General features: G+C 41.3%; 20 protein-coding genes. 6 read left to right on the forward strand and 14 right to left on the reverse strand.

Features of this window, described 5'->3' with window-relative positions:
* Nucleotides 1–90 precede the first annotated feature (90 nt).
* Together MORIYA_RS00045 and MORIYA_RS00050 are read right to left on the reverse strand one after the other, a co-directional pair.
* The gene (locus MORIYA_RS00045; RefSeq protein ID WP_174216883.1) at nucleotides 91–915 is read right to left on the reverse strand and encodes a prolyl hydroxylase family protein; all 825 of its coding nucleotides are present in this window, start codon (nucleotides 913–915) and stop codon (nucleotides 91–93) included.
* 39 nt (nucleotides 916–954) lie between these two features.
* Nucleotides 955–2,289, reverse strand: coding sequence for an aldehyde dehydrogenase family protein (locus MORIYA_RS00050; RefSeq protein ID WP_112711620.1), 1,335 nt, complete (start codon nucleotides 2,287–2,289; stop codon nucleotides 955–957).
* 111 nt (nucleotides 2,290–2,400) lie between these two features.
* Here MORIYA_RS00050 and MORIYA_RS00055 point away from each other — a divergent pair, with 111 nt between their 5' ends.
* Complete coding sequence (locus MORIYA_RS00055; RefSeq protein WP_112718330.1) at nucleotides 2,401–2,757, forward strand: winged helix-turn-helix transcriptional regulator; 357 nt, start codon at nucleotides 2,401–2,403, stop codon at nucleotides 2,755–2,757.
* Between the two features lie 38 nt (nucleotides 2,758–2,795).
* On the opposite strand, the gene MORIYA_RS20675 is transcribed toward MORIYA_RS00055, so the two are convergent.
* Nucleotides 2,796–3,077: a Flp family type IVb pilin gene (locus MORIYA_RS20675; protein ID WP_162629207.1), complete on the reverse strand. Its 282-nt coding sequence runs from the start codon at nucleotides 3,075–3,077 to the stop codon at nucleotides 2,796–2,798.
* Nucleotides 3,078–3,305: 228 nt separating this feature from the next.
* Between MORIYA_RS20675 and MORIYA_RS00065 the strand changes: the two genes are divergently transcribed.
* Together MORIYA_RS00065 and MORIYA_RS00070 are read left to right on the forward strand one after the other, a co-directional pair.
* Nucleotides 3,306–3,974, forward strand: a complete 669-nt coding sequence (locus MORIYA_RS00065; protein WP_112711624.1) for a DUF1007 family protein — start codon at nucleotides 3,306–3,308, stop codon at nucleotides 3,972–3,974.
* Nucleotides 3,975–4,001: 27 nt separating this feature from the next.
* Complete coding sequence (locus MORIYA_RS00070; protein ID WP_112711626.1) at nucleotides 4,002–5,027, forward strand: nickel/cobalt transporter; 1,026 nt, start codon at nucleotides 4,002–4,004, stop codon at nucleotides 5,025–5,027.
* Nucleotides 5,028–5,161: 134 nt separating this feature from the next.
* Here MORIYA_RS00070 and MORIYA_RS00075 read toward each other — a convergent pair whose 3' ends face one another.
* The 5 genes from MORIYA_RS00075 to MORIYA_RS00095 form a co-directional block, all read right to left on the reverse strand.
* The gene (locus tag MORIYA_RS00075) at nucleotides 5,162–6,169 is read right to left on the reverse strand and encodes a metal ABC transporter solute-binding protein, Zn/Mn family (protein ID WP_232011434.1); all 1,008 of its coding nucleotides are present in this window, start codon (nucleotides 6,167–6,169) and stop codon (nucleotides 5,162–5,164) included.
* 46 nt (nucleotides 6,170–6,215) lie between these two features.
* Nucleotides 6,216–7,076, reverse strand: coding sequence for a metal ABC transporter permease (locus tag MORIYA_RS00080; RefSeq protein WP_112711628.1), 861 nt, complete (start codon nucleotides 7,074–7,076; stop codon nucleotides 6,216–6,218).
* The gene (locus tag MORIYA_RS00085; RefSeq protein ID WP_112711630.1) at nucleotides 7,073–7,891 is read right to left on the reverse strand and encodes a metal ABC transporter ATP-binding protein; all 819 of its coding nucleotides are present in this window, start codon (nucleotides 7,889–7,891) and stop codon (nucleotides 7,073–7,075) included. Before MORIYA_RS00085 ends, MORIYA_RS00080 begins: the two co-directional genes overlap by 4 nt.
* Nucleotides 7,892–8,349: 458 nt before the next feature.
* Nucleotides 8,350–8,970, reverse strand: a complete 621-nt coding sequence (locus MORIYA_RS00090) for a glutathione S-transferase family protein (protein WP_112711632.1) — start codon at nucleotides 8,968–8,970, stop codon at nucleotides 8,350–8,352.
* 9 nt (nucleotides 8,971–8,979) lie between these two features.
* Nucleotides 8,980–10,011 carry an NADP-dependent oxidoreductase gene (locus MORIYA_RS00095; RefSeq protein ID WP_112711634.1) on the reverse strand — a complete coding sequence of 344 codons (1,032 nt, stop codon included), beginning with the start codon at nucleotides 10,009–10,011 and terminating at the stop codon, nucleotides 8,980–8,982.
* 489 nt (nucleotides 10,012–10,500) lie between these two features.
* Here MORIYA_RS00095 and MORIYA_RS00100 point away from each other — a divergent pair, with 489 nt between their 5' ends.
* A complete protein-coding gene (locus MORIYA_RS00100; RefSeq protein WP_112711636.1) occupies nucleotides 10,501–11,928 on the forward strand; it encodes a MipA/OmpV family protein in 1,428 nt (475 codons plus the stop codon).
* Between the two features lie 133 nt (nucleotides 11,929–12,061).
* On the opposite strand, the gene MORIYA_RS00105 is transcribed toward MORIYA_RS00100, so the two are convergent.
* Both MORIYA_RS00105 and MORIYA_RS00110 read right to left on the reverse strand, forming a co-directional pair.
* Nucleotides 12,062–13,984 carry a monovalent cation:proton antiporter-2 (CPA2) family protein gene (locus tag MORIYA_RS00105; RefSeq protein WP_112711638.1) on the reverse strand — a complete coding sequence of 641 codons (1,923 nt, stop codon included), beginning with the start codon at nucleotides 13,982–13,984 and terminating at the stop codon, nucleotides 12,062–12,064.
* Between the two features lie 2 nt (nucleotides 13,985–13,986).
* Complete coding sequence (locus tag MORIYA_RS00110; RefSeq protein WP_112711640.1) at nucleotides 13,987–14,556, reverse strand: NAD(P)H-dependent oxidoreductase; 570 nt, start codon at nucleotides 14,554–14,556, stop codon at nucleotides 13,987–13,989.
* 306 nt (nucleotides 14,557–14,862) lie between these two features.
* Here MORIYA_RS00110 and MORIYA_RS00115 point away from each other — a divergent pair, with 306 nt between their 5' ends.
* Entirely contained in the window at nucleotides 14,863–15,888 is a 1,026-nt protein-coding gene (locus MORIYA_RS00115; protein ID WP_112711642.1) for a DUF2860 family protein, read from the forward strand.
* A gap of 88 nt (nucleotides 15,889–15,976) precedes the next feature.
* On the opposite strand, the gene ggt is transcribed toward MORIYA_RS00115, so the two are convergent.
* Together ggt and MORIYA_RS00125 are read right to left on the reverse strand one after the other, a co-directional pair.
* Nucleotides 15,977–17,752, reverse strand: a complete 1,776-nt coding sequence (gene ggt / locus MORIYA_RS00120) for a gamma-glutamyltransferase (protein ID WP_112711644.1) — start codon at nucleotides 17,750–17,752, stop codon at nucleotides 15,977–15,979.
* Nucleotides 17,753–17,781: 29 nt separating this feature from the next.
* Nucleotides 17,782–18,330, reverse strand: coding sequence for an acyl-CoA thioesterase (locus tag MORIYA_RS00125; protein WP_112711646.1), 549 nt, complete (start codon nucleotides 18,328–18,330; stop codon nucleotides 17,782–17,784).
* 680 nt (nucleotides 18,331–19,010) lie between these two features.
* Here MORIYA_RS00125 and MORIYA_RS00130 point away from each other — a divergent pair.
* Nucleotides 19,011–19,736 carry an oligogalacturonate-specific porin KdgM family protein gene (locus MORIYA_RS00130; RefSeq protein WP_112711648.1) on the forward strand — a complete coding sequence of 242 codons (726 nt, stop codon included), beginning with the start codon at nucleotides 19,011–19,013 and terminating at the stop codon, nucleotides 19,734–19,736.
* 90 nt (nucleotides 19,737–19,826) lie between these two features.
* Here the strand turns inward: MORIYA_RS00130 and MORIYA_RS00135 are convergent, their stop codons facing one another.
* Nucleotides 19,827–20,594 (reverse strand): DeoR/GlpR family DNA-binding transcription regulator, encoded by a 768-nt coding sequence (locus MORIYA_RS00135; protein WP_112711650.1) that lies wholly within the window; start codon nucleotides 20,592–20,594, stop codon nucleotides 19,827–19,829.
* 276 nt (nucleotides 20,595–20,870) lie between these two features.
* Nucleotides 20,871–23,516: a bifunctional acetaldehyde-CoA/alcohol dehydrogenase gene (adhE, locus tag MORIYA_RS00140; protein ID WP_112711652.1), complete on the reverse strand. Its 2,646-nt coding sequence runs from the start codon at nucleotides 23,514–23,516 to the stop codon at nucleotides 20,871–20,873.
* Nucleotides 23,517–23,706: the final 190 nt, after the last annotated feature.

Consider the following 23,706-nt stretch of genomic DNA (forward strand, 5'->3'; position numbering starts at 1 on the left):
TACAATGTGAATTGGCAGTTTATTGTGCTTCACCATACAGGAATGAGATTAGTTTTCAAATTTTTATCTATTTTCCCTGATCTTATCTCACTACAGTTCAAATAACACATCCGAGCGGATAATGTATTTGACGCCGTTATAAATAGGCTCTGAGCTGTGGATACAGTGCAAAGGGTGCATGCCATGAGGGAAGCAAAGGATACTGCCAGCAGGCGTGCGTACATCCACTTCTGCTACCTGATCGCCACGGTGGGCTGGTCGGCTCGGATCATTGGCATTGACTAAGAATCGGGTCGCGCCACCGTCAAAATCTTCAGTGAGTAAGATTAAAAATGTCAGTTGGCTAACACGATCGCCATAGGCATCCGCAATTAATTGATTATTAATCACTCGACTGCCCGGCCAAGAACCATCTGAATGGGGCTTAAAGTAATCGCCTTTATTATAACGGTAAAAGCGAAAACGGGCGTTAATGCCTACGGCTGCTTTATTATCGAATATACCTTGGTCATCAGCCATTAAATGTTTAATCCGTTCCCAAATGATACTGTCAGTTTGTTCATCGACCACCCAGGTTAGGCTGTCGTTATGGCGAACATCACGGGGCAATGACACTGCGGCATCGGGTAAATAGCCCATTGACTCACTAACGTCAATAAGGCGTTGGCATTCTTCTTTCGAAAATACATTAAGCAATTGAAATGCGCCGGGTACTCCTGCTACATTTCTTTTTGTTATCTTGTTGGTGCTGACCGCTGATAGCGCCGCTAAATTTGCTTTGCTGTTAGCCCAAGTTGGTAGCGCTGGATGCTCTGCGCCGGGTTCATACGCGGCAACGAAAAAGTCAGTATGGTCTGAGTTAATACGTTCGGATGCAATATTCACGGATCCAGCCGTTATGGATTTAGTATTCATTCTATCTATCCTTTGTTACTTTTTTAAACGAGCTGTGAGTTATTTACTGATAACGCGTATTTGGGCAAACTGGCGATGACCAGCAGCAGAACCGTGGAAACCAAAGCCACTTTGTTTTGCGCCTACCCAAGGCGCATTACCACCACCGACACCTTGATTGACGCCAACCATGCCTGCTTCAAGTTGCTGTGCGACTGCATTGGCGCCTTGGCCACCAAAAACGACCGCACCCAGACCATAAGGGCTGTCGTTTGCGCGAGAAATAGCCTCATCAATATGTTCAAAATGGCTGATGGCAACGACAGGCGCAAATGTTTCATCTTGCTCTAAACGCATATCTGGGGTGATCCCCGTGACAACGGTTGGCTGAATGAAGGGCTGAGGGTAATTATCACTACCGAGTAATAGCTTAGCGCCTTTGGCCGTTGCATCCTGCAATTGTGATAACACATTTTCATGTTGTTTAGGATTGACAATTGGACCTATATTTACGTTTGGTTTATCCCATGCACCGACCTGATATTGGCGTGCGAGTGCCACCACCTTGTGTTCAAATTCAGCGGCAATACGGGCATCGACATAAACGCGTTCGGTTGATGTACACATTTGTCCAGCGTTCTCAAATGAACTGGCTACTGCAAATTGCACGGCCGCATCTATATCCGCGCTGGCCATGACGATCATCGGATCATTACCGCCAAGCTCCATCACCAGACGTTTCAACTTGGGCGCGGCATTCGCCATAATATGTTTACCGGCTGCCATAGAACCGGTAAACGCAACCATATTAATATTGCTGGCAACCAATGCTTGGCCAGTTTGTTTATCACCGTGAGCCAGCTGTAACACGCCTTTTGGTAATACTTGATTAAGGGTGTTAACAAATAGGTCTGCGACTAATGGCGTTTCTTCTGAGGGCTTTAAAATGACACTATTACCGGCAATCAACGCTGGCATTAATAAGTTATTCGCCATTGCGAGTGGATAATTCCAAGGCGAGATAACAGCGACAATACCCAGTGGGCGATATTGTAGTTCGGTGCCACGATCAAGACGCTCAGTGGTGAGTGCTTGGACAATTTCGTTGGCAAAATAACTGGCACTTTGAATGGTACCACCTGCTTCATAGGTGGCACGGCGGTAGTCTTTCCCCATTTCTTTACTAATAAGCGTCGCCAGTTGGTTTTGTACTGGTTCGAGTCGTTGATAGGCTTTGACTACAAGAGTCTGGCGTTCGGTTAGTGATAGCGCCGCCCATTGTTTTTGTGCTTTATTCGATTCATTAATTAATGCTGGTATGTGTTCGGCGGTGGTGATAGCCACTGATCCTAAGGCTTTACGTGTATGGGCATCGTAAGAGGTTAATGTTTGCATGGTGGCTAATTCCTGAGTCATGATAAAATTTAATTAGTATGTTTAAGGTGTATTTTGCTACTCTGGGATATAAAAGCAACCAGTATACTTTTAGTAACCTTGTGGGGAATGATGAAAACAACTGTAGAAACAATGGCTAATGGTCATAAAAAAGTTATAAATCCGTGTGACGAACCTTGCTCTGTTGAGCGTGGCATGCGCATGTTGGGCGGAAAATGGAAAGCATCCATACTTTGGCACCTGCAAGATGGCCCGGTGCGTTTCAATGATTTGTCCCGCATGTTAGGTGGCGCCAGCAAAAAGATGGTTGATCAACGCTTAAAAGAGTTAGAAAGCCAAGGTTTGGTCATACGTAAAGTGATCAGTGATCGGCCGATTGCGGTAACCTATGAAATTACCGAGTTTGGTCGTACTGCACTGGATATTTTAAAACGCTTAAAAGAGTGGTCTGAAGAACATGGAATTTGAACTTTCATTAGTGCGTTGGGTATAGGTCGTTTAAACCGTTAAATACAACTATTACCGTTGTTGCCGTTATTGCCATTGTTACAGTTGTTGCCATTATTACCGTTGTTACCGTTGTTACCGTTGTTGCCGTTCTCTGCGGGAGCTGACGTTACAATTAGTGAGGCTAATTCAGTGATGTTATTACTTGCCCCCGAACCTAATGCAATAAAACTTGAAGCGAGACTACTCACGACTAAAGCACCAGCGAGGGCATACTCTACTGCGGTTAAACCTTGTTCATCATGGATGAAATTGTCAATGAATCTGACTAGCTCCCGCATATTAACGCCCTCGTTTTAATGCCCCTCTAATAATGAATGTAAGATGAGCATGATAGTCCAAACATAGTGTATTTCCCTTCTTTTCGCTAGGTTTTAACGATATCTAGTCTAATCATTCTTTATAATAGTATTGTTATGTTATAACATACGATAAAAATGTGTCGTTAAGGGTACTTTGGTGAACAAAGCCTTTATCGATTATCCAATATTGTATATTTGAGAGTTGAAATGATGCCTATATATGCATTAAAACCAAGTTACCTAAGGTGCTTATTGCAAGTGACTATCATGTTTATTGGTGTATTAATAAGTATGAGCAGTTATGCACACCCACACTCCTGGGTGGATATAAAAACTGAGATCCAAGGGGATGGAAAACACATAGCTGGATTTTTAATGACTTGGGAGTTTGATGCCATGACGTCTGCTTATATGTTAGATGGTGAAGATTTGTCTGTTGAAAATAAAGCGCAGTCATTGCAGGTTCTTGCTGATTCGATTATGCAGAATATGACAACCAATCATTATCTGACTTATTTTTATGAAGATGACATGCCAGTTAAATATGCGTTGGCTGAAAACGGTACCCTAGAACAAGATAAAATAAAGGCGACATTAAGTTTCTATTTACCTTTGGCTGAGCCACTGCTGTTGTCTGACAACGTTCTTAAATTGCTTATTTATGATCCGAGTTATTATGTCGACATGAGTTGGCCCGCAAAAAATGCCATTCAGCTATCACCGGCATTGTCGCAATACTGCAAGTTAGAACTTATTGAAGCGACACCCTCATCAGAACAACTTGTTTACGTAATGTCATTACCCGTGGATACAAAAAGAGATGATGCTATTGGTGAGTTATTCACACAATCGATCACCATTCATTGTAATTATTAGTTATGTATCGATATGAAGGTTGAAGTAATGACAAATGTAGTATCGAATACTAATTCCGTCGCAGAGGATGGGGTTAAACCAGGTTTTTTAGCTAAGTACAGCCTGGTTATTTTTATTGGTTTACTGGCTATTGCCGGCTATTTTATTTGGCAAGCTTGGCCAATGATTATTGTAAACAGTATGCAATGGCAAAAGCAGATTAATAATGAATTAAGCGAACTTTTGTATGCGGCTAAACACGAGAGTTTAATTGCCGGTATATCCTTGATTGCACTTAGCTTCCTTTATGGCATGTTACATTCGATTGGCCCCGGACATGGTAAGTTGATTGTGACTACCTATATTGCAACGCAAGATGCCAAAGTTAAAATCAGTTTGATCTTAACTTTATTATCTTCGCTCATGCAGGCGCTGGTCGCTGTGGCACTTGTGTCTGCATTATTAATATTATTTAACTCGTCGATGCGAGAAATCAATAGTCAGGCTGAGTTACTTATTCCGCTGAGTTTTTATACTGTGATCGTATTAGGCTTGGTGATCGTGTGGCGTAACTTAGTATTAATGTGGCGTGCGGTTCGTCGCCATAAAGAAGGGTTAATATCTGCGGGCTTAAAATCGGTGGCTGGAAACCATGAGCATCATGATAATTGTGGCTGTGGGCATCAACATGTTGTGGCACCTGAGCTAATTAACGATGCCTCTTCATTCAAAGAGTATTTGGCTATTATTTTGAGTATTGGTATCCGTCCTTGTACGGGGGCGATCATGGTCCTGTTATTTGCCAACATGCTGGATATTTACTGGTTAGGTATAGTCAGTGCAATTGCCATGGCGTTAGGTACTGCGCTTACCACATCGACGATTGCGATAATGACAATTACCGGTAAGCAAGCTGTAAGACGGTATTTAGCGACGGGAAAACGTAATAAACACCCCAAAAATGGCGCTAATCTCACTAAATTTATAGTGCCAATTATGGGTGGTTTGTTATTAATATTACTGGGAACGTTGTTACTTGAATCGAGACCTGTTGGTATGTCTCCGCTGTTTTAACTGTTCAACGTAATGCTCAAAAAAGCCCGAACACACATGACTGTAAAAATATAAGTGTTTCGGGCTTTTTTGTATCATATCGAAGCTAGTCTCTGATATAGCATTTTTAGATAGTGTGGGTATAGATATATATTTTACTTGTGCAACGCATTCACGATCGTATCAACATTATATTGCATCATTTTTAGGTAAGTTGCCGCAGGTTGATCAGGTGAAGATAATGCATCTGAATACAGTTTACCGCCAACTTTCACTCCTGTTTCACGGCTTATCTGTTCAATTAGACGATTATCGGCGATGTTTTCCATAAATACCGCGTTCACTTTGTCGTGCCGAATTTGTTTGATTAACGCGGCTACATCCGCTGCGCTTGCTTCTGATCCGGTACTGGTTCCTTGTGGTGCTAAGAAGGTGACATTAAAGTCACGCGCAAAGTAACCAAACGCGTCATGTGGGGTGATCACTTTACGCTGCGTTTCTGGTACCGTCGCAAGTTGAGCATTTATTTTTAATTCTAATTTATCCAATTTTTGAATGTAGTCTTTCGCATTTTTTTGATAGTCATCTGTATTCGCAGGGTCTACTTGAATCAAGCCTTTTGCGATATTGTGTATGTAGACTTTAACGTTTTTAATGCTATGCCAAGCGTGCGGGTCTATATCACCGTGATCATGATGTGCATGTCCGTCGTCATGGTGTTCATGTTCGTCGTCGTGATGTTCATGTTCATCGTCATGATGTTCATGTTCATCGTCATGATGTTCATGTTCATCGTCATGATGTTCATGTTCTTTTTTTGTACTGAGTACATCGATACCGTTAGTGGCAATTACGTGCACACCTTGGTAGTTAGCCGCTTCAATTAAACGTGGCATCCAGCCTTCAAAATGTAAGCCATTGGTGACAACTAATTGTGCTGTTGAAATGGCTTTGGCATCTTGAGGGGTGGGGGTAAATACATGCGCATCACCGTCAATTTTTACTAAATTTGTCACGGTTATATGTTCTTGACCTACCTGTGACACGAGATCGCCGAGAATCGAAAAACTGCTGATGACATGAAGCTTTTGCTCTGCCATGGCGGCAGTACTGGTTGTTAAACTAAGCATCATCATGGATGAAGTGAGCGTAATTTTAAACATTTCATTGTCCTTATAAGGGCTAAATATTAATAAGTTGAGCTATTTTCTAGTTGTTATTTTTAAACAGTAATCCGCCTTGACGGCCAAATATGAGTGAGGCGATATAAAGTATGCCGAGTACTAATACAATCGCCGGGCTGGTTGCTAGACTGGCATGATAAGAAAGAAACAGACCGAAGTAGCCACTGATCACTGCAGAGATAAACGCCACGATTAACATGCCACCTAAACGATTAGACCAAAAGCGCGCAATCGCAGCGGGCAGGACCATCAAACCAACGGCCATTAAGGTGCCCAATGCATGAAAACCTGCAACTAAATTAAGAACGACGAGGAGTAAAAATCCATAGTGAGCAACGGCACTTAGTTTGCTGATGGTTTTGAAAAAGTGGGGGTCTACACATTCCATGACTAAAGGACGATACAGTATCGCTAGTGCTAAAAGAGAGATTGTGGCGATAACGGTGAGTAGTATTAACGCCTCATCATTGAGTGCGAGTGTTGAACCGAATAGCACATGTAATAAATCCACATTACTGCCATTGGACGAAATGATTAATACCCCGATAGCGAGTGACAGTAGATAGAAAGCAGCTAAGCTTGAATCTTCTTCCGCATTTGAATGTCGGGCTACCATGCCTGCTAGTACAGCGACCACGCAACCCGCGACAATACCGCCAATCGTCATGGCAGTGACAGATAAACCCGAGATAAGAAAACCAATCGCGGCACCGGGTAAGATAGCATGTGCCATTGCATCACCCGTTAGGCTCATGCGTCTAAGCGTTAAAAATACGCCCACTGGTGTCGCGCTAATACTAAGTACGATAATCCCCCATAATGCGCGTTGCATAAATACAAACTCAGAAAAAGGGGCGATAAATAATTCGTATAACTGTGCACTCATGATGCTTGACTCTTGATGTTAGCGGACACAGAAGTAACCGCATTTTCGTTAGTGTTGTTGTCTGCAGTGTTATGAACAGGGTTATGAAAAGGATTATTAAAGGTGTTATGCACCGCACAGTGAGCAAAATGTTGATAACCCGCTTGCAGTAAATACTGCTGAGTTAATACATCTGATGTTTTACCTGAGGCAATTAAGTGGGTTGCAATAAGTAATGTGGTTGGAAAGTATCGTTGCACCAAGGCCAGATCGTGGATCACGGCGATAACGGTTTTACCTTGTTGCTGACACGCCTGAATAACGCGCATTAACAGTTCCGTCGTTTGTGCATCAATGCCACCGAATGGTTCGTCAAGTAGTAGAATATCGGCATCTTGTAATAGCATACGTGCAAATAACATGCGCTGAAATTGCCCTCCAGATAATTGATTAATTTGACGTTCAGCCATTTTTTCTAAATCTACTTTGGCTAATGCCTGTTGCAATAAGTGCTGTTCGTGACGACTAAATAGTCGCCAAAAACTACAACGTTGCCAAGCGCCAGCAGACACAAATTCAGTCACCGTTATTGGAAACTTACAATCTATTTGGTTACTTTGTGGTAAGTAGGCAATGTCTTTCAAACTCAAGCGACCAAGCTCGATAGAGCCTGATACGGCGGCCATTTGTTGCATGATACTTTTGAGTAATGTTGATTTACCGGCACCATTTGGACCGACAATCGCGACGAGATCGCCATCGTCTATCGTTGTCGAGATATGGCTAAGCGCTATGTTTTTTTGATAAGAAACACTTAGATCATTAATTTTAATCATGCTTAATTATCCGATAAACTGTAACAGTGTTAACCAAAGACTGGTTGTGATGACGAGTGCGATACAAAGGCGTGTAAACACGCTACTTAGTAATAAAGATATTTTTTTTGATGTAGGATCTGGCTGCATTTTATATTTCTTTGTGGTTGATTATTATTCTTTAGTGTTATTGATAGAGAATGTTATAACATAACAATAGTAATATGCAAGATTAATGTTATGTTATAACAATACATTTAAACGTGCTTGACGTTATCGTCATTTTTGTCGCCGATGTTAGGCTTGGTTGAGCTTATATATAAGGGATGTGATACTTGTGGTTGGCTGCAATTAATAAGAACGAATTGAAGAGAGGGAGGCGGTGTTATTTGGAGATATAAAAATGGAACAAGCGAAATTAGCGCATGTTTACAAATAGCCCTAATAGATCCGTTATCTATCAGGGCTAAATAATCATATTAATTATCGTATTTAGCTTCGATTTCAACTGCTTTTAACAACGCATTGTGGCTGTGTAATTGCTTGTTATAACGTGCTAGGTTAGCAAAGTTATCCAGTACTTTATTGTTCGCTAAGATTTCAACAATAAATGACATCATAATATCAGCGCCGGTTAACTGCTCTGCAATCAGGTAGGTTTTACCTTCCAGTGATGCGTCAAAATAGCTGATCACTTTAGCAATTTCGCTATCAGCATAAGCTGCCATAAAGTTGGTTTTACAACCGTCTTTGTCGACAAACATTTTTAATAACAATGGTAAAATAGCCGAGCTTTCTGCAAAATGGATCCACTGCGAATAGGCCACGTATTCTGGTGACAACGGCTTAGGTGCTAATTTGTCTGCGGCGTACTTATTGATAAGGTATTCTGTGATCGCGCCTGATTCAGCAATGACTAAGCCATCATCTTCAATCACAGGTGATTTACCCAGTGGATGAATGGCTTTGAGTTCAGCGGGCGCTAAGAAGGTTTGGCTATCGCGCTGGTATGCAATGACTTCATAATCAACGCCCAGTTCTTCTAATAACCAAATGATACGTTTTGAACGGGATTTGTTTAAATGGTGTAATTTAATCATTTTAGATTCCTACTCTGCTACTTTAACGACAAGTTTACCGAAATTTTCACCTTGTAGCATACCGGTGAATGCGGCTGGTGCACTTTCTAAACCATCAATCATATGTTCGCGATATTTAATTTGACCTGATTGTAACCACGTCATCATCTGTTCGTAAAACTCGTTATAGCGGTGTGCATAATCATCAAAAATGATGAAACCTTGCATCTTAATGCGTTTCACCAATAACGTGCCCATTAATAGTGATAAACGGTCTGGGCCTGATGGTAATTCTGTTGCATTGTACTGTGATACTAGACCACACACTGGCACGCGCGCGCCGGTATTTAGCTGTGGTAGCACACTATCAAATACTTTGCCGCCTACGTTTTCAAAATAAACATCAATACCTGTTGGACACGCCGCTTTTAGCTGGGCATCAAAATCACTGGCTTTGTGATCAATACATTTATCAAAGCCTAATACGTCTACCGCATATTTACATTTTTCAGCGCCGCCAGCGATACCCACCACATAGCAACCTTTTAACTTACCAATCTGACCAACGGTTGCCCCAACAGGACCTGTTGCCGCTGCCACAACAAGCGTGTCGCCTGATTTAGGTTGACCGATATCGAGTAGACCCATATAAGCTGTAAAACCAGGCATACCTAAGATCCCAAGTGCAAAAGAAGGGTTGGTTGGTTCTGCGCCTAATTTAATCAGACCTTCGCCATCTGAAATGCCATAATCTTGCCAACCTGTATACGCAAGCACCCATTCACCAGCGTGATAATCAGGGTGTAAAGAAGTCACTACTTGGCATACTGTCGCGCCAACCATGGTGCCATCGATAGCAACGGGTTCAGCATAAGAAGCGCCATCATTCATACGACCACGCATGTAAGGGTCTAGTGATAAGTAATTGGTACGTAATAATAGTTCACCTTCTGAAGGCGTCGGTATGACTGTTTCTTCAAGGCGGAAGTTTGCTGATGTAGGCGCGCCAACGGGACGTGAAGCAAGTGCAATACGGCGATTAACTGAGTTTGATTGTGGCATGAAAAATCCTTGGTTTTAAATCGTTTATGGTATTCGTGACCGATCGTCTTGTTATTGAATGCAAAAACGTTTGATCGGTTATTAATGTCTGAACGATACGCGTAAGTAGACCGGTCGTCTACTAACTAGTGATGTTTTTTGCGGTTGATTCAATATTCGTAATCTAAACTTTGATCTATATCACGTTTCATTTTTTTCAGTCGAGCGAACTCATGCGGTATCTGGCTATATATTTAAGTTGTCTATTGCTTACGGGTTGCCCTAATGGCAGTGATAGTAATATTGAGCGCAGTAGCTATCCAGACTTTGGAAATGATACACAATTAACGGTGCGCTTTGTTCGAACTTGTGATGAGATATGCCAGCAGGCATATGATTAATCGGCATTTACTTCACTATATTTATATTGTGATTTATTATTGCACTTATTATCCGAATTAAAGGTAATATAAAAATCATTATTTATAACTTAAGGATATTAAAAAAGTCATGTTACACCGTTCTCGCCATCTTATACGTTTAGTGTGTATTTTTAGTTTATCTTCAAGTTTTGTCTATGCTGAAAACAGCGTAAATGTTGCTAGTTCAACTCAATCTCAAGCGGTGGCCGTAGCAGAGATAACTCAGGGCGAAAATGCCGATGTGATGACTGTAGAGTCTCCGATCTTATCGGTTAATCAGTGGGGGCTTGCGATAGGTATGCGCCGTGCCGATATTCCTTTCGCGGTATCAGAGGTGAGTGAAGATACCGCCGTTTATGATATTTTGCCCCTCATCAGATTTGAAAATGACTATGGTTTTATTAATGGCTTAGAAGGTGGCGTGCATTTATGGAAAAACGCGGATCATCAAGTCAATGTGTATAGCCGGTTTCGATTTAATGACATCCCTAAAGAATTTCAGAATGAAATAAAAGGTCAGTCTTTCGACTTTGGCTTACAGTACCGTTATTTCGATGGCCCATGGGAAGCGGATATTGCGGTATTGTCAGATAATTACAAGCGTTCTTATGGTTACACGCGAGCGCAGTATCGCTGGGAATATGATAGCTGGACATTGATCCCTTTCGCGGAATTTAAGTGGAAAAGTGCTGACTTTAATGATTATTACTATGGCTTTGACCTTGAGCACGTTGGTGCTGGTGTGTCTGCCAGTGGTGGTATTAAAGGTGCTTATCATGTCGCCAGTAACTTGTATCTCATTGGCCAGTTTGGTGTGACACGTTTGGAAGATAACGTTTATGATTTAGAGAGAGTGGCAAAGAATTACCAATTGGAGTCTTTCCTTGGCATTGCTTTTTATCCGGAGCCACATAAACCATTTGTACGCACTGCAGGTAGAGCAAAGACAGATGAATACTTACGTTTAGCTCATGGCTGGGCAACACCGTCTAATATTGGCGATATTTTAAAGTTCCACACCGAGCACGATGATGAAAATAACCAAATGAGTTCGGTATTTTATGGTACTCAGGTTGCCGATAGCTTGTTGACGATGCCTATTGATATTTACTTTACGCCAGGTCTAGTGTGGCATTATAGTTCCGATGTACAGCAAGATATTGCTGAAATCGTGCTGGCGATCAAAGCATTTTATACGTTTGACTTTGGTCCTCGCTGGCGTTTAGGTATTGCTGAAGGTTTGTCTTATGTATCTGCTATTACTTATATCGAAGGCTTTGAGTTGACAGATGAAGACAGTAAAAAAGGTTATGAAAATTCATCGAAGTTACTTAACTATCTTGATTTTTCTTTGGATGTGAATGTAGGTGATATTTTTAATAACAAGGCATTAGCGCAAACCTGGTTTGGTTATAGCATCCATCATCGTTCTGGTATTTTTGAAAGTAGCTCGGTATTTGGTCGAATTAAAGGTGGCAGTAATTATCAAACCGTTTATCTACAGTGGCACTTTTAATATCAGTCATCATCAATAGATGATCACTTATTTAAAGTAATGGGTATAACGGCGCAGTGATGACCATAGCAGAGTTATCGTCATCACTGCGCCGTTAATTTATTTGCTTAACTTATCGTTTAAACTTGAGTCACTAACTCTGCTCACCTGTCGATTTATTATGTTTGTGTGCAGCGGCTAAGTTACCAACGGTATTTTTGTCTTCGTTGCTATGTGCTTCAGTTGACCAAGCATCATTGAGATTATCGTAATACGTTAACGCATCTAATCCCAATAATTTTTTCAATATACGGCGCTCAGTCAGACTGCGATTAACAAACTCGGGTTCGTGTTCATGCATCTGCCTTGCTTCTTCATGTAATACGGCTTCATCGTGACGACGGAATACCTGCCCTGCACGGTGAGCCTGATTAGCTCGCATGCCCAACGCCTTTAATGTTTCTACCCCTAAGCTGATACCAGAGTCGAGCGATTCTCGAAACACATGATCGGCGCCGAGGCGGATTAATTGCTGGGCATGGTTACGGTCTGTGGCGCGTACCAATACCGTTAGGTGCGGAAAGTGTTTTTTAACCTTAATTAAAATACGCTTGGTTCTGCTGGCACTTTCCACGGCAATAATAAACAGTTTGGCGTTCTCTGCGCCCGCGGCGTGTAATAAATTGAGCTGTTCGGCATCGCCATAAAATACCTTGTATTTGAACTGTTGTAATAATTCTATCTGGCTGACGTCATTTTCTAAGATAGTGGTATTAATATGGTAACCATGCAGTAATCGCCCAACCACTTGTCCAAAACTACCGAAGCCAGCAATGATGACCGAGCTGTCGGTATCATCGGGAATTTGATGCTCTGGTGTCGTTTTATTGTCGGTATGCGGTATTTTTCGCTTGAATGTTGGAGCGATGATTTTATCGTTAATAATTAATAGTAGTGGTGTGAATACCATCGATAAGGTGACCACTAAAACCAGTAAACTGGCTATTTCGTTATCAAAAACTTGACGTTGTAGTGCGAACGAAGTCAGTACAAAGGCAAATTCACCACCTTGGGCAAGAGAACAAGAAAATAGCCAATTTTGACTACGCTGGATCTTAAAGACGATACCGGTAATAAATAACACCACGAATTTAATCACAATGAGTCCGGTGACGAGAAAGGCGATGAGTGCGGGTTGATCGAACAATAAATTAAAGTCGATACTGGCGCCGACAGAGATAAAGAAAATACCTAATAATAAGCTTTTGAACGGTTCAATATCACTCTCAAGTTCGTGGCGGTATTCACTGTCTGCCAATACGACACCGGCTAAGAACGTGCCCAGTGCAGCAGATAAGCCGACTGTTTCCATCGCCAATGCGATACCAACAACCAGTGCCAGTGCTGTTGCGATGAAAATTTCACGCGAGCGTGATCTGGCAATAATGCGTAATAGCGGTACCACCAGAAAGTGACCACCGATGATAATTCCGGCAATGACACCGGCAATCATTAATGCACTCTGCCAACTTGGTATTGTTGATTCGATAATGGCAGTGTCTTGTATTACTAATAGCGGTAGCAAGGAAAGAATTGGAATAACGGCAATATCTTGGAAAAGTAAAACGGCAAAGGCACTCTTACCCGCTTCAGTTTTCATTAACTCCCGTTCTTGTAGATTTTGCAACACAATTGCAGTCGATGACAGCGCCACGATTAAACCGATTGCGAGTGCTGTTTGCCAAGCAAGCCCACAGGCAAGTAGTAGCAAGAAGATGCACAAGGTTGTCGCACAAAGTTGTAAGCCACCTGTGCCTAAAATAGGCATTCTTAACTGCCATAACAAGGCCGGTTTTAATTCTAAACCGACTAAAAAAAGCATCATGACTACGCCAAATTCGGCCACGTGCATAACATCTTCTTGATTGGATATTAAGCTTAATGCATAAGGTCCAACAATGGCTCCCGCAATCAAGTAGCCCAGTACTGAGCCGAGTCCCAGGCGTTTTGCGATTGGCACCGCCACGACTCCCGCGGCAAGATAGATGAAGATATTAAATAATACGCCATGTTCCATGATTAACAGTTCTCCTGTCTTGCCGCAACAGCGTCATCATTCTGTTGTAACGTTAATAATAGTTGGCGGTATTCTTTCGCTTTACGTGCAATTCGGGCTGGGTCGTAACGTTTATGAATGTCATGAACAACAAATGGAGTGAGGTATTCTAAATTACACAGTTTGCTCATTTGGCTAAATGGTAATAAAAATTGACTAATATCATGTTCATTGTAGCCTGCGGTAGAGTAAGAATTCATACTCCCGCCAGTGGATATGGCCAGCATTAGCTTTTTGCCAACCAGTTTATCGCCATGTTCACCATAAGCAAAACCATGTTCGAGTACCAGATCTTGCCACTCTTTTAATATTGCCGGGCATGAATACCAGTAAAGCGGGAATTGCAAGACGATGATGTCGTGATTAAGTAATAAAGTTTGTTCATGTTTAATATCGATAAACGAATCTGGGTAGGTATCGTAGAGGTCGTGACAAGTAATGCCGTCAATGTTTTGAATTGCATTGAATAATGATTTATGTGCAATTGATTTTTGTAATGCAGGATGGGCAAATAAAACGAGAATTTTGTGCATATGATTTTCAATCATCCTTTATTGAAATAGATCTTTATATTGGCATTCAATAGCTTAGTGTCTAAAGTGTGTGATTTTTGAATTATTATTGGTTAAGCTTATAATATAAAACAAATTATTTCAGTGTTTATTTAACTATTCTGGCTGATATCAGTGATATCAATGTTATTTTCGAATTCTTGCGTGGTGCATGCTTGAAACGTCATTAACTATTCTATATTAGAGTCGTTGTGTTATGATCTGGCGTCAAAATTGATATCAACATTATTCATTAACAAAGACTCATTGCTGGAGCGATTTTTACACATGTTCTTTAAACATTACAGCGTACTTTCATTACCTTTATTATTGCTCAGCAGTTTACTTGGTAGTGACGCAATCGCGAAACCTCTGGCAAAACACGCGGGTTTTTCTGGCACGATGGGTATTAATGCAGGTGTAAATGACACGCAAAGTCAATTTAATATTGATGACGATAATGAACAGACCCAAGATCTAAATAACCCCGGCAAGGAGGTTACAACTGCTGTGCTGTTTCCTTTTTTTCGCTTGGCTTATACAACCGATGATTTGCAGACTCAATATTTTATTGGCCAAAGTCCTGAAAACATTTTAAATAGCGCCATACAATATGAGATTGGGGTGACACATCAATTCGATAAACGTCAAAGCATGACATTTGCTTATGTCCCTCACGTGCCATTTTTAAAAGAAACCTGGTCTGATCCGTTTTTAACAGATGCGCCAAGAGAGCAAACTGATATCGATTCGAGTGCCATGCGTGTTGCTTATAAATTTGCCCCTATTCAGGTTGAGTACTCGTATGCATCATATTCGATAGAAGATGAGCAAAGCGGTAGTCAAAGTATGCCTTGTAATAACCAAAGCCGAACCTGTACAGCAGAAGAACAAGCCTCGTTAAATCGTGACAGTGATTACCACAGACTGAGTGTCGAAAGTTCAATACCGCTGTGGCAAGGCACATACGCTAAAGCAAACGTGTTTTATGGTACGCAAGATGCTAAAGGTGAAAGTCAGAGTTTTGATGAATTTCATTATAGCCTCAGTATCATGACTAAGTATGAAAGGCATTTTGTTTCAGTTCAAGCTGCGTTTACGGATCGCGAGTACGATGCCAAAAATCCAATCTTTGATGAGGTTCAAGAAGACAATGTTGCCCATTATTCATTCCTTTACTCTTATACGGAACCGTTCGATATAAAAGGCAGTAACCTTAATATCATTTATCAAAACAAAGAGAATGATGCCAATATTGAATTCTATGATAGCTCGACGAATTTTGTCTCCGTTGGTATGAGTTATAGCTTTTAATTTAGAATTAGCAAGAACGTGAAGGGGCGCGATACAGTGAGTATCGCGCCCCTTTTCATTTACGAGTGAAGAAGATTAATAACGGCAGTTAATAACCTAAGCTAAGTGCACCTGGTCGGCGTGGGTCCGATGCCCCGTAAACGCCTTCCTCTGTTAGCATTATGGTTTGGGTACTGCCCATCGCGGCTTTCACTTCAACCTTATGCCCCTTACTTTTTAATAAGTTAATCGTATCGATATTTAGCCCTTTCTCGATGCGGATCACGTCCGGTAACCACTGGTGGTGGAAACGTGGCGCGGCGCTGGCTTGTGCAATATTCATATTATGGTCAATGACATTCATGATCACTTGCAGCGTGGTGGTAATGATACGTGAACCGCCTGGACTACCAGTGACTAAATAAGGTTTGTTGTCTTTTAATACGATGGTCGGCGTCATCGAGCTTAATGGACGTTTTTTCGCGGCGACTGCATTGGCTTTGCCGCCAATCAGGCCGTAAGCGTTGGGGGTGCCCGGTTTAGCCGAAAAATCATCCATTTCATTATTGAGTAATACCCCAGTGCCATCAGCAACCAGTCCTGAACCATAACTGAAGTTAAGGGTATAGGTATTACTTACCGCGTTACCAAACTTATCTACCACACTGAAGTGGGTTGTTTGATTGCTTTCATAAGGCACTAGCGTACCAGGAGAAATGTCACTGCTTGGCGTCGCTTTGTTAAGGTCAATTTGACTGACTAATTGTTTTGCGTATTGCTGGCTAGTGAGTGCTGCTACCGGGACGTTAACAAAATCAGGATCGCCTAAGTATAAGCTCCGGTCGGCATAAGCCCGGCGCATTGATTCTACCATGACATGAATAGTGGCCGCGCTATTATGACCCATTTTATCAATCGGGAACTCCGCGAGCATATTCAACATTTGCACTATATGTACACCACCAGAGGACGGCGGTGGCATGGATATCACTTGGTAACCACGATAATCACCAGTAATAGGTTGTCGCTCTATGGCTTTATAACTGGCTAAATCTTGTATTGTCATGATACCGCCAGCGTTACGTACCGAATCGCTGATCTGTTTAGCTATCGGCCCTTGGTAGAATGCAGGGCTGCCATTTTTAGCAATGGCGGATAACGTATTAGCCAGATCGGTTTGTTTTAATATTTCACCAGGTTGATAATTACTGCCATCGGCTTTATAGAAAATAGATTGTGTACTTGGCCACTGGCTTAAGCGCTTTTTCGTTGCTCTGAGTGAATTGGCTAAGTCAGGCGTAACCACAATACCGTCACGCGCTAATTGAATGGCGGGTGCCATGACTTGTGCTAATGACATACTGCCGTATTTATTTAATGCGAGTTCAAAACCTAATACTGTCCCTGGTACGCCGACGGCTAGACCATGAAAGCGAGATAGTTTACTACTTGGATTACCTTCGTCATCTAAAAACATATCAGGGTAAGCAGCCTGTGGTGCTACTTCACGGTAATCAATTGCAATAGCACGTTGTTCTTCGGCTAAATAAACCAGCATGAATCCACCGCCACCGAGATTACCGGCGCGGGGCAGGGTAACTGCTAATGCATAACCCACGGCGACAGCGGCATCAATAGCGTTACCACCTTGTTGCATGATATCGACACCGATTTGCGTGGCGAGCGCTTCTTGACTCGCCACCATGCCATTGGCAGCCCAAACGGGATGGTGGATCGCCATTTGACTATAAATAGCACTCGTGGATGGTTTAATGTTAGCGACTGTGTCACTGCTGGTGATCTTGGCGAACACTGTTGGTAACGTTAAGCTAATGCAGCCGATGAATCCAAAGGTAAGTGCTTTGATAACGTGTGTCGTTGGCATGAATTGTCCCTATTCGATTGCGCGTGATGTTAAGCCGCGTTGTTTATTGGTTCGCTGGTGGTGAAGTTACGTTTGGCAATACCAAGATCTTTCCAGATCTGCATGTGCTCTGGTAATTGCTGTGGGCGCTGTTCAACAGGAATATAGGTCATTACTTTTTCGGGTGAGATGACTTTGCCTTTTTGTACAAACACCGCTTTGACTAAGCTGTAGTTACATAACTTACCATCGGCGACGCATTTTTGCTCGAGATAAAAATATTTATCATCCCAACCTAAGTAGGTGGTTTCGACATCGAATTTTTTAAATAAGCGTATTTCACGAATATAGCCTACTTCAACACCTGCCACGATGAAGTTTAATTTGTTCTTCAATAATGTATTAAATGTATTGGTCTGAATTGCATGGTCCCACCGCGCTTTTTCAAGAAACATCAGATATTTTGCATTGTTAATATGTAGGTTCAGATCGATATGACGAAAGCCGACTCGAAAAGAGCGGGTGATGGTATCGAAAAAACCTTTGGTATTAGTTTGCTTATTACGTAGATAAAAACAACGAATCAATTCACTGATCATAACGCCTCAATAATTATTGTTTATAGATAAATAGAACAAAGAGTCTACTTAGTTCCGCATGCTTGTCACGTCAATTGTAATGAAAATGTTAATTGTGGTTTGAATGGCGTTTTAGAAACGGGATCCGACGCCCTGATGTGGTTTCACAGGCTATCAATAAGCAGTCCGTAAGCGCTATTAGTACAATATTCGCAGTGTAAATTAAGTTAAATATGCTTGATGAGTGTATTGTTCTAGTTGTAACGCTATTTAGTTTGAAAATTAGTTTTTTATTCTGTTGGTAGTGGCCTTGTTTGAGTTTGAAGTCGTTAACTAGCTCACAATTTTGGTGTTATTAATAATGCATATGATATTTAGTTTTATTTGTTAATTATTTTAAATTTTAGGTTACATCCTTTTCTGTTCTTATTCTAAGGCACTGATGGGTAAGCTAAAAGAAAGTGTCGACGTAACGTTCTATATGCTAATTTGTTCATTTAGTGTTAATTTTTGATCTTATCTTAATAATCAGTGTGAAATAAGTTGTGATTCAGATCGATGAAACAATTCAACAGCATTATCGACTGCCTCTAAAGTGTTATATTTGTTTCATCTTCTAGCTACAAGCTAGTCAGTGAAACAGTTCACTTTAATTCGCAATTTAACAAGATTAAAATTGTACTTATATAATCGAGGCTATCATGAAAAAATTTGCATTAACTCTTCTTTGCGCATCAATCGCAGCACCTGCACTTGCTGGTGGTTCATCTTATGTAACAGGTAATGTACAACTACATGACCGTGCAGATTTTAACGGTTCTGATGTGACATCAACTATCGAAGCTGGCCATACCTTTACAACTGGCACTACACTTTTAGTGGAGATTGATGGTATTCAGCTTGGTAACACTGACTATGGCACAACCGGTAAGCAAGGTAGTTCAGCAGCTTCTGCTTACACTACGTTAGGTGTTGAACAATCATTCAGCATTAACGAGAATTTATGGGTAGCAGCTGGTTACCACCATTTATTACACGACGGTAAAGCAGTTCAATACCGTCCATTAGTAAAAATTGGTTATAACTTCGATAATGGCCTCTCTATCTCTAACCGTACTCGTATGCAAATCCAAGCAAATGATGCAATTAATGTTAGTGGCGTAGATGAAACAAACGATCAAGTTCGTTTTGATAACAACATTGCTTACCAATTCCAAGATATGCCTGTGAATGTTAAATATAACAATGTTTATTACGTAAATGATGGTGTTACTAAGGATAACTCTATGGAACATGAATTACGTGCAACTTGGACACGTGCTGGTGTTCAACCATACGTTGAATACCGTAACCAAGAGTCTTCAAGCAAAACTAATCCTGGTCACAACAACAATGTGTTTGTAGTTGGTGCTTCTTACGGTTTCTAAGTCTTAACCGTATAGCAAAACAATAAATCCTTTATGTAAAATCCCGCTTATTTGCAGTAAGCGGGATTTTTTGTTCATCGTGTTTGGTGGTTATCTCGCTGCAATGACGACTTCGATATTTTTGGCTTCTATGGCACAGCGTTGTTCATCCGTAATATCAGCATCGGTAATGAGGGTGTGGATATTATCCCATGCAAGTTCGAGGTTAGGCATTTTACGACTGATCTTGTCTGATTCTACCATGACCACAACTTCTCTAGATACTTCTGCCATGACACGACTGAGGCCAATTAATTCATTAAACGTTGTGCTGCCACGTTCTAAATCAATGCCATCGGCGCCGATAAATAGCTGATCAAAGTCGTATGAACGCAGTACTTGTTCGGCTATTTGACCTTGGAATGATTCTGAGTGCGGATCCCAAGTGCCACCTGTCATTAATAATGTCGGCTCATTTTCTAAACCATTTAGCGCATTAGCAACGTGTAGTGAATTGGTCATGGTGACCAAGCCTTTTTTATTGGCGAGCTGCTCGATTAAACTGGCAGTTGTTGTACCGCTATCGATAATGATTCGGTTGTGATCGCGAATGCGTGATGCGGCCGCAATGGCAATTTCAATTTTGCACTGAGAGACTTTATCGGTTTCAACTTCAGGTAGAAGTTCTTTCGGGATAGGGATTGCGCCACCATAACGACGTAATAACAGCCCGTTTTGTTCTAATGCGGTGAGATCTTTACGGATGGTGACTTCTGATGTTTCAAAACGTTGGGCTAGTTCATCAACGCTGAGCTTACCCTGCTCTTCAAGTAATTTAATGATGGTATGACGACGTTGTTGAGTATTGCGTTTTGACATGGTGATGCGATTCATTTATTAAAGACAAGAGTGTAACAATATCATAGATTAACAGCAGCTGTTATCTATGATATTTGACCGTTCTTGAATACTAGCTGGGGAAATATAAATTGCTGCGCTGGACTAAATTAAACTTTTCGAGGTATTCAGGGGATATTATTATTCAATACATAATAAAGGGTGTGAAATATGGATTAAAAAATCCACATCCCCCACCCTTTGTAGGTGATTGCTATTCGCTTATTGAACGATAGCAATCATCAATACTATTTACGACTATTTAACCACCGCTACTTTCTTAGTCGGTTGTTTTTCTAGTTCATAACTTTCTTTGTAATCAGTACCGTAGTAAGAAGCAAGTAATAGTGCTTTTAGCTCGCTAATTAGTGGATAACGAGGGTTAGCACCAGTACATTGGTCATCGAATGCTTCAATCGCTAGTTGATCAACTTTAGCAAGGAAATCAGCTTCGTTTACGCCAGCTGCTTGAATTGATTTAGGAATATTTAAATCGGTTTTAAGTTCGTCTAACCAGTTTAGTAGTGCGTTAACCTTGTCCGCGGTGTTACCTTCACGGAAGCCCAAGTGCTCAGCAACTTCAGCATAACGAGCACGTGCTGTCGGACGGTCGTATTGTGAGAATGCCGCTTGTTTGGTTGGCATATTAGTGGCGTTATAACGAATAACGTTAGTGATAAGTAGTGCATTTGCTAAGCCGTGTGGAATATGGAATTCAGCACCTAGTTTGTGTGCCATTGAGTGACACACACCCAAGAAAGCATTGGCAAAGGCGATACCCGCAATAGTGGCCGCGTTGTGTACTTTTTCACGTGCGATTGGGTCTTTAGCACCATTTTTGTAAGAACTTGGTAAATACTCTTTTAATAGTTTAAGCGCTTGTAATGCTTGGCCATCAGAGTATTCGTTTTGTAGTATAGAGACATAAGCTTCTAACGCATGTGTTACCGCATCATAACCACCAAATCCAGTTAATGATTTTGGCATATTCATCACTAAGTTAGCATCGATAACCGCCATGTTTGGCGTTAGTTGATAGTCAGCAATTGGGTATTTTTTACCCGTTACTTCATCAGTCACTACCGCAAATGGTGTTACTTCAGAACCAGTGCCAGATGTTGTCGTTACCGCAACCATCATGGCTTTTATGCCCATTTTAGGGAACTTGTAAATACGTTTACGGATATCCATAAAACGCATGGCAAGATCTTCGAAGTGTACTTCTGGATGTTCGTACATTACCCACATGATCTTCGCTGCATCCATTGGTGAACCGCCACCAAAGGCAATGATCACATCCGGTTGGAAGCTGTTCATCACGGCAACACCTTTTTTCACGATTGCAAGCGTTGGATCTGCTTCTACGTCGTAGAATACTTCAGTATCGATGCCTTTTCTTTTTAGGATTGAAACTAAGTCGTTAACATAACCGTTGTTGAATAGGAACTTATCGGTAACGATACAAGCACGTTTTTTACCAACAAGATCATCCATCGCAATTGGTAATGAACCACGGCGGAAGTAAATTGATTCAGGTAGTTTATGCCACAACATATTTTCAGCTCGCTTTGCAATAATTTTCTTATTGAGGAGGTGCTTAGGACCCACGTTTTCTGAGATAGAGTTACCACCCCAAGAACCACAACCTAACGTGAGGGATGGTGCTAAACCGAAGTTATATAAATCACCGATACCACCTTGTGAACTTGGTTGGTTAATCAGGATACGTGCCGTTTTCATTTTATCGCCGAAGTCTTTGATACGATCTTCGTTGGCATCTTGATCTGTATAGAGACCAGATGTATGACCGATACCGCCAATCTCAATCATAGTGATAGCTTGCTCGACAGCGTGATTGTAATCACGAGCGCGGAACATACCTAATGTTGGCGATAGTTTTTCGTGAGCGAATGCATCATCTACGTGTACTTCTGGACCTTCACCAATCAATACTTTTGTGAAAGGAGGCACAGTAACCCCTGCCATTTCTGCAATCTTAATGGCAGATTGACCCACAATCGCAGGATTCATGTTGCCGTTAATTAGTACGATTGCACGTACTTTATCGGCTTCTTTCTTCGTTAAGATGTAACCGCCGTGTGTGATGAAACGCGCTTTTACTGCGTCATAGACGTCATCAACAACAATAACTGCTTGTTCTGAAGCACATACCACACCGTTATCGAATGTTTTTGACATTAAGATTGAAGATACGGCACGTTTAATGTCTGCTGTTTCATCAATCACAATAGGCGTATTACCTGCGCCAACACCAATGGCTGGTTTACCTGACGAGTAAGCGGCTTTAACCATGCCCGGACCACCAGTGGCAAGAATAAGGTCAATGTCATTGTGATGCATCAATGAATGTGATAACTCAACTGATGGTTCATCAATCCAACCAATGATATGTTGTGGTGCGCCTGCTGCAACTGCGGCATCTAAGACAATTTTAGCGGCTGTGTTGGTTGCATTTTTTGCACGTGGATGTGGCGAGAAGATGATACCATTACGTGTTTTAAGTGAAATTAACGCTTTAAAAATAGCCGTTGAAGTTGGGTTAGTCGTTGGTACGATACCGCAGATGATACCAACTGGCTCGGCAATGGTAATGGTGCCAAATTCGTTATCTTCTTCAATAATTCCGCACGTGAGGGAATCTTTATATTTGTTGTAGATGTATTCAGATGCAAAGTGGTTTTTAATTACTTTATCTTCTAATATACCCATGCCAGATTCTTCAACAGCCATTTGTGCTAGTGGGATACGTGCTGTAGATGCTGCAAGGGCTGCAGCGCGGAAAATTTTATCAACTTGTTGTTGATTGAAGGTGGCAAATTCTTGTTGCGCGGTTTTGACTTTGGCAACCATTGCGTTGAGTGTTTCAATATTCTTGACAGTCATAATCTATCCTTAAAACTAATTTGAAATCTAAAAGTTATTTACTAAGGGTTACCTCTTAGTGAATAACTTTGATTTAAGTATAGATAATTGTAAGGATTACAAATTGATCTAAATCAATTGTAGTAATATTACGTATTATATTTTCATAATAGTGTTAAGTCGGTCATAAATATGTAAAAAGCACTTTTTT

The sequence above is a fragment of the Moritella yayanosii genome (assembly GCF_900465055.1).
GTDB classification, from domain to species: Bacteria; Pseudomonadota; Gammaproteobacteria; order Enterobacterales; family Moritellaceae; genus Moritella; species Moritella yayanosii.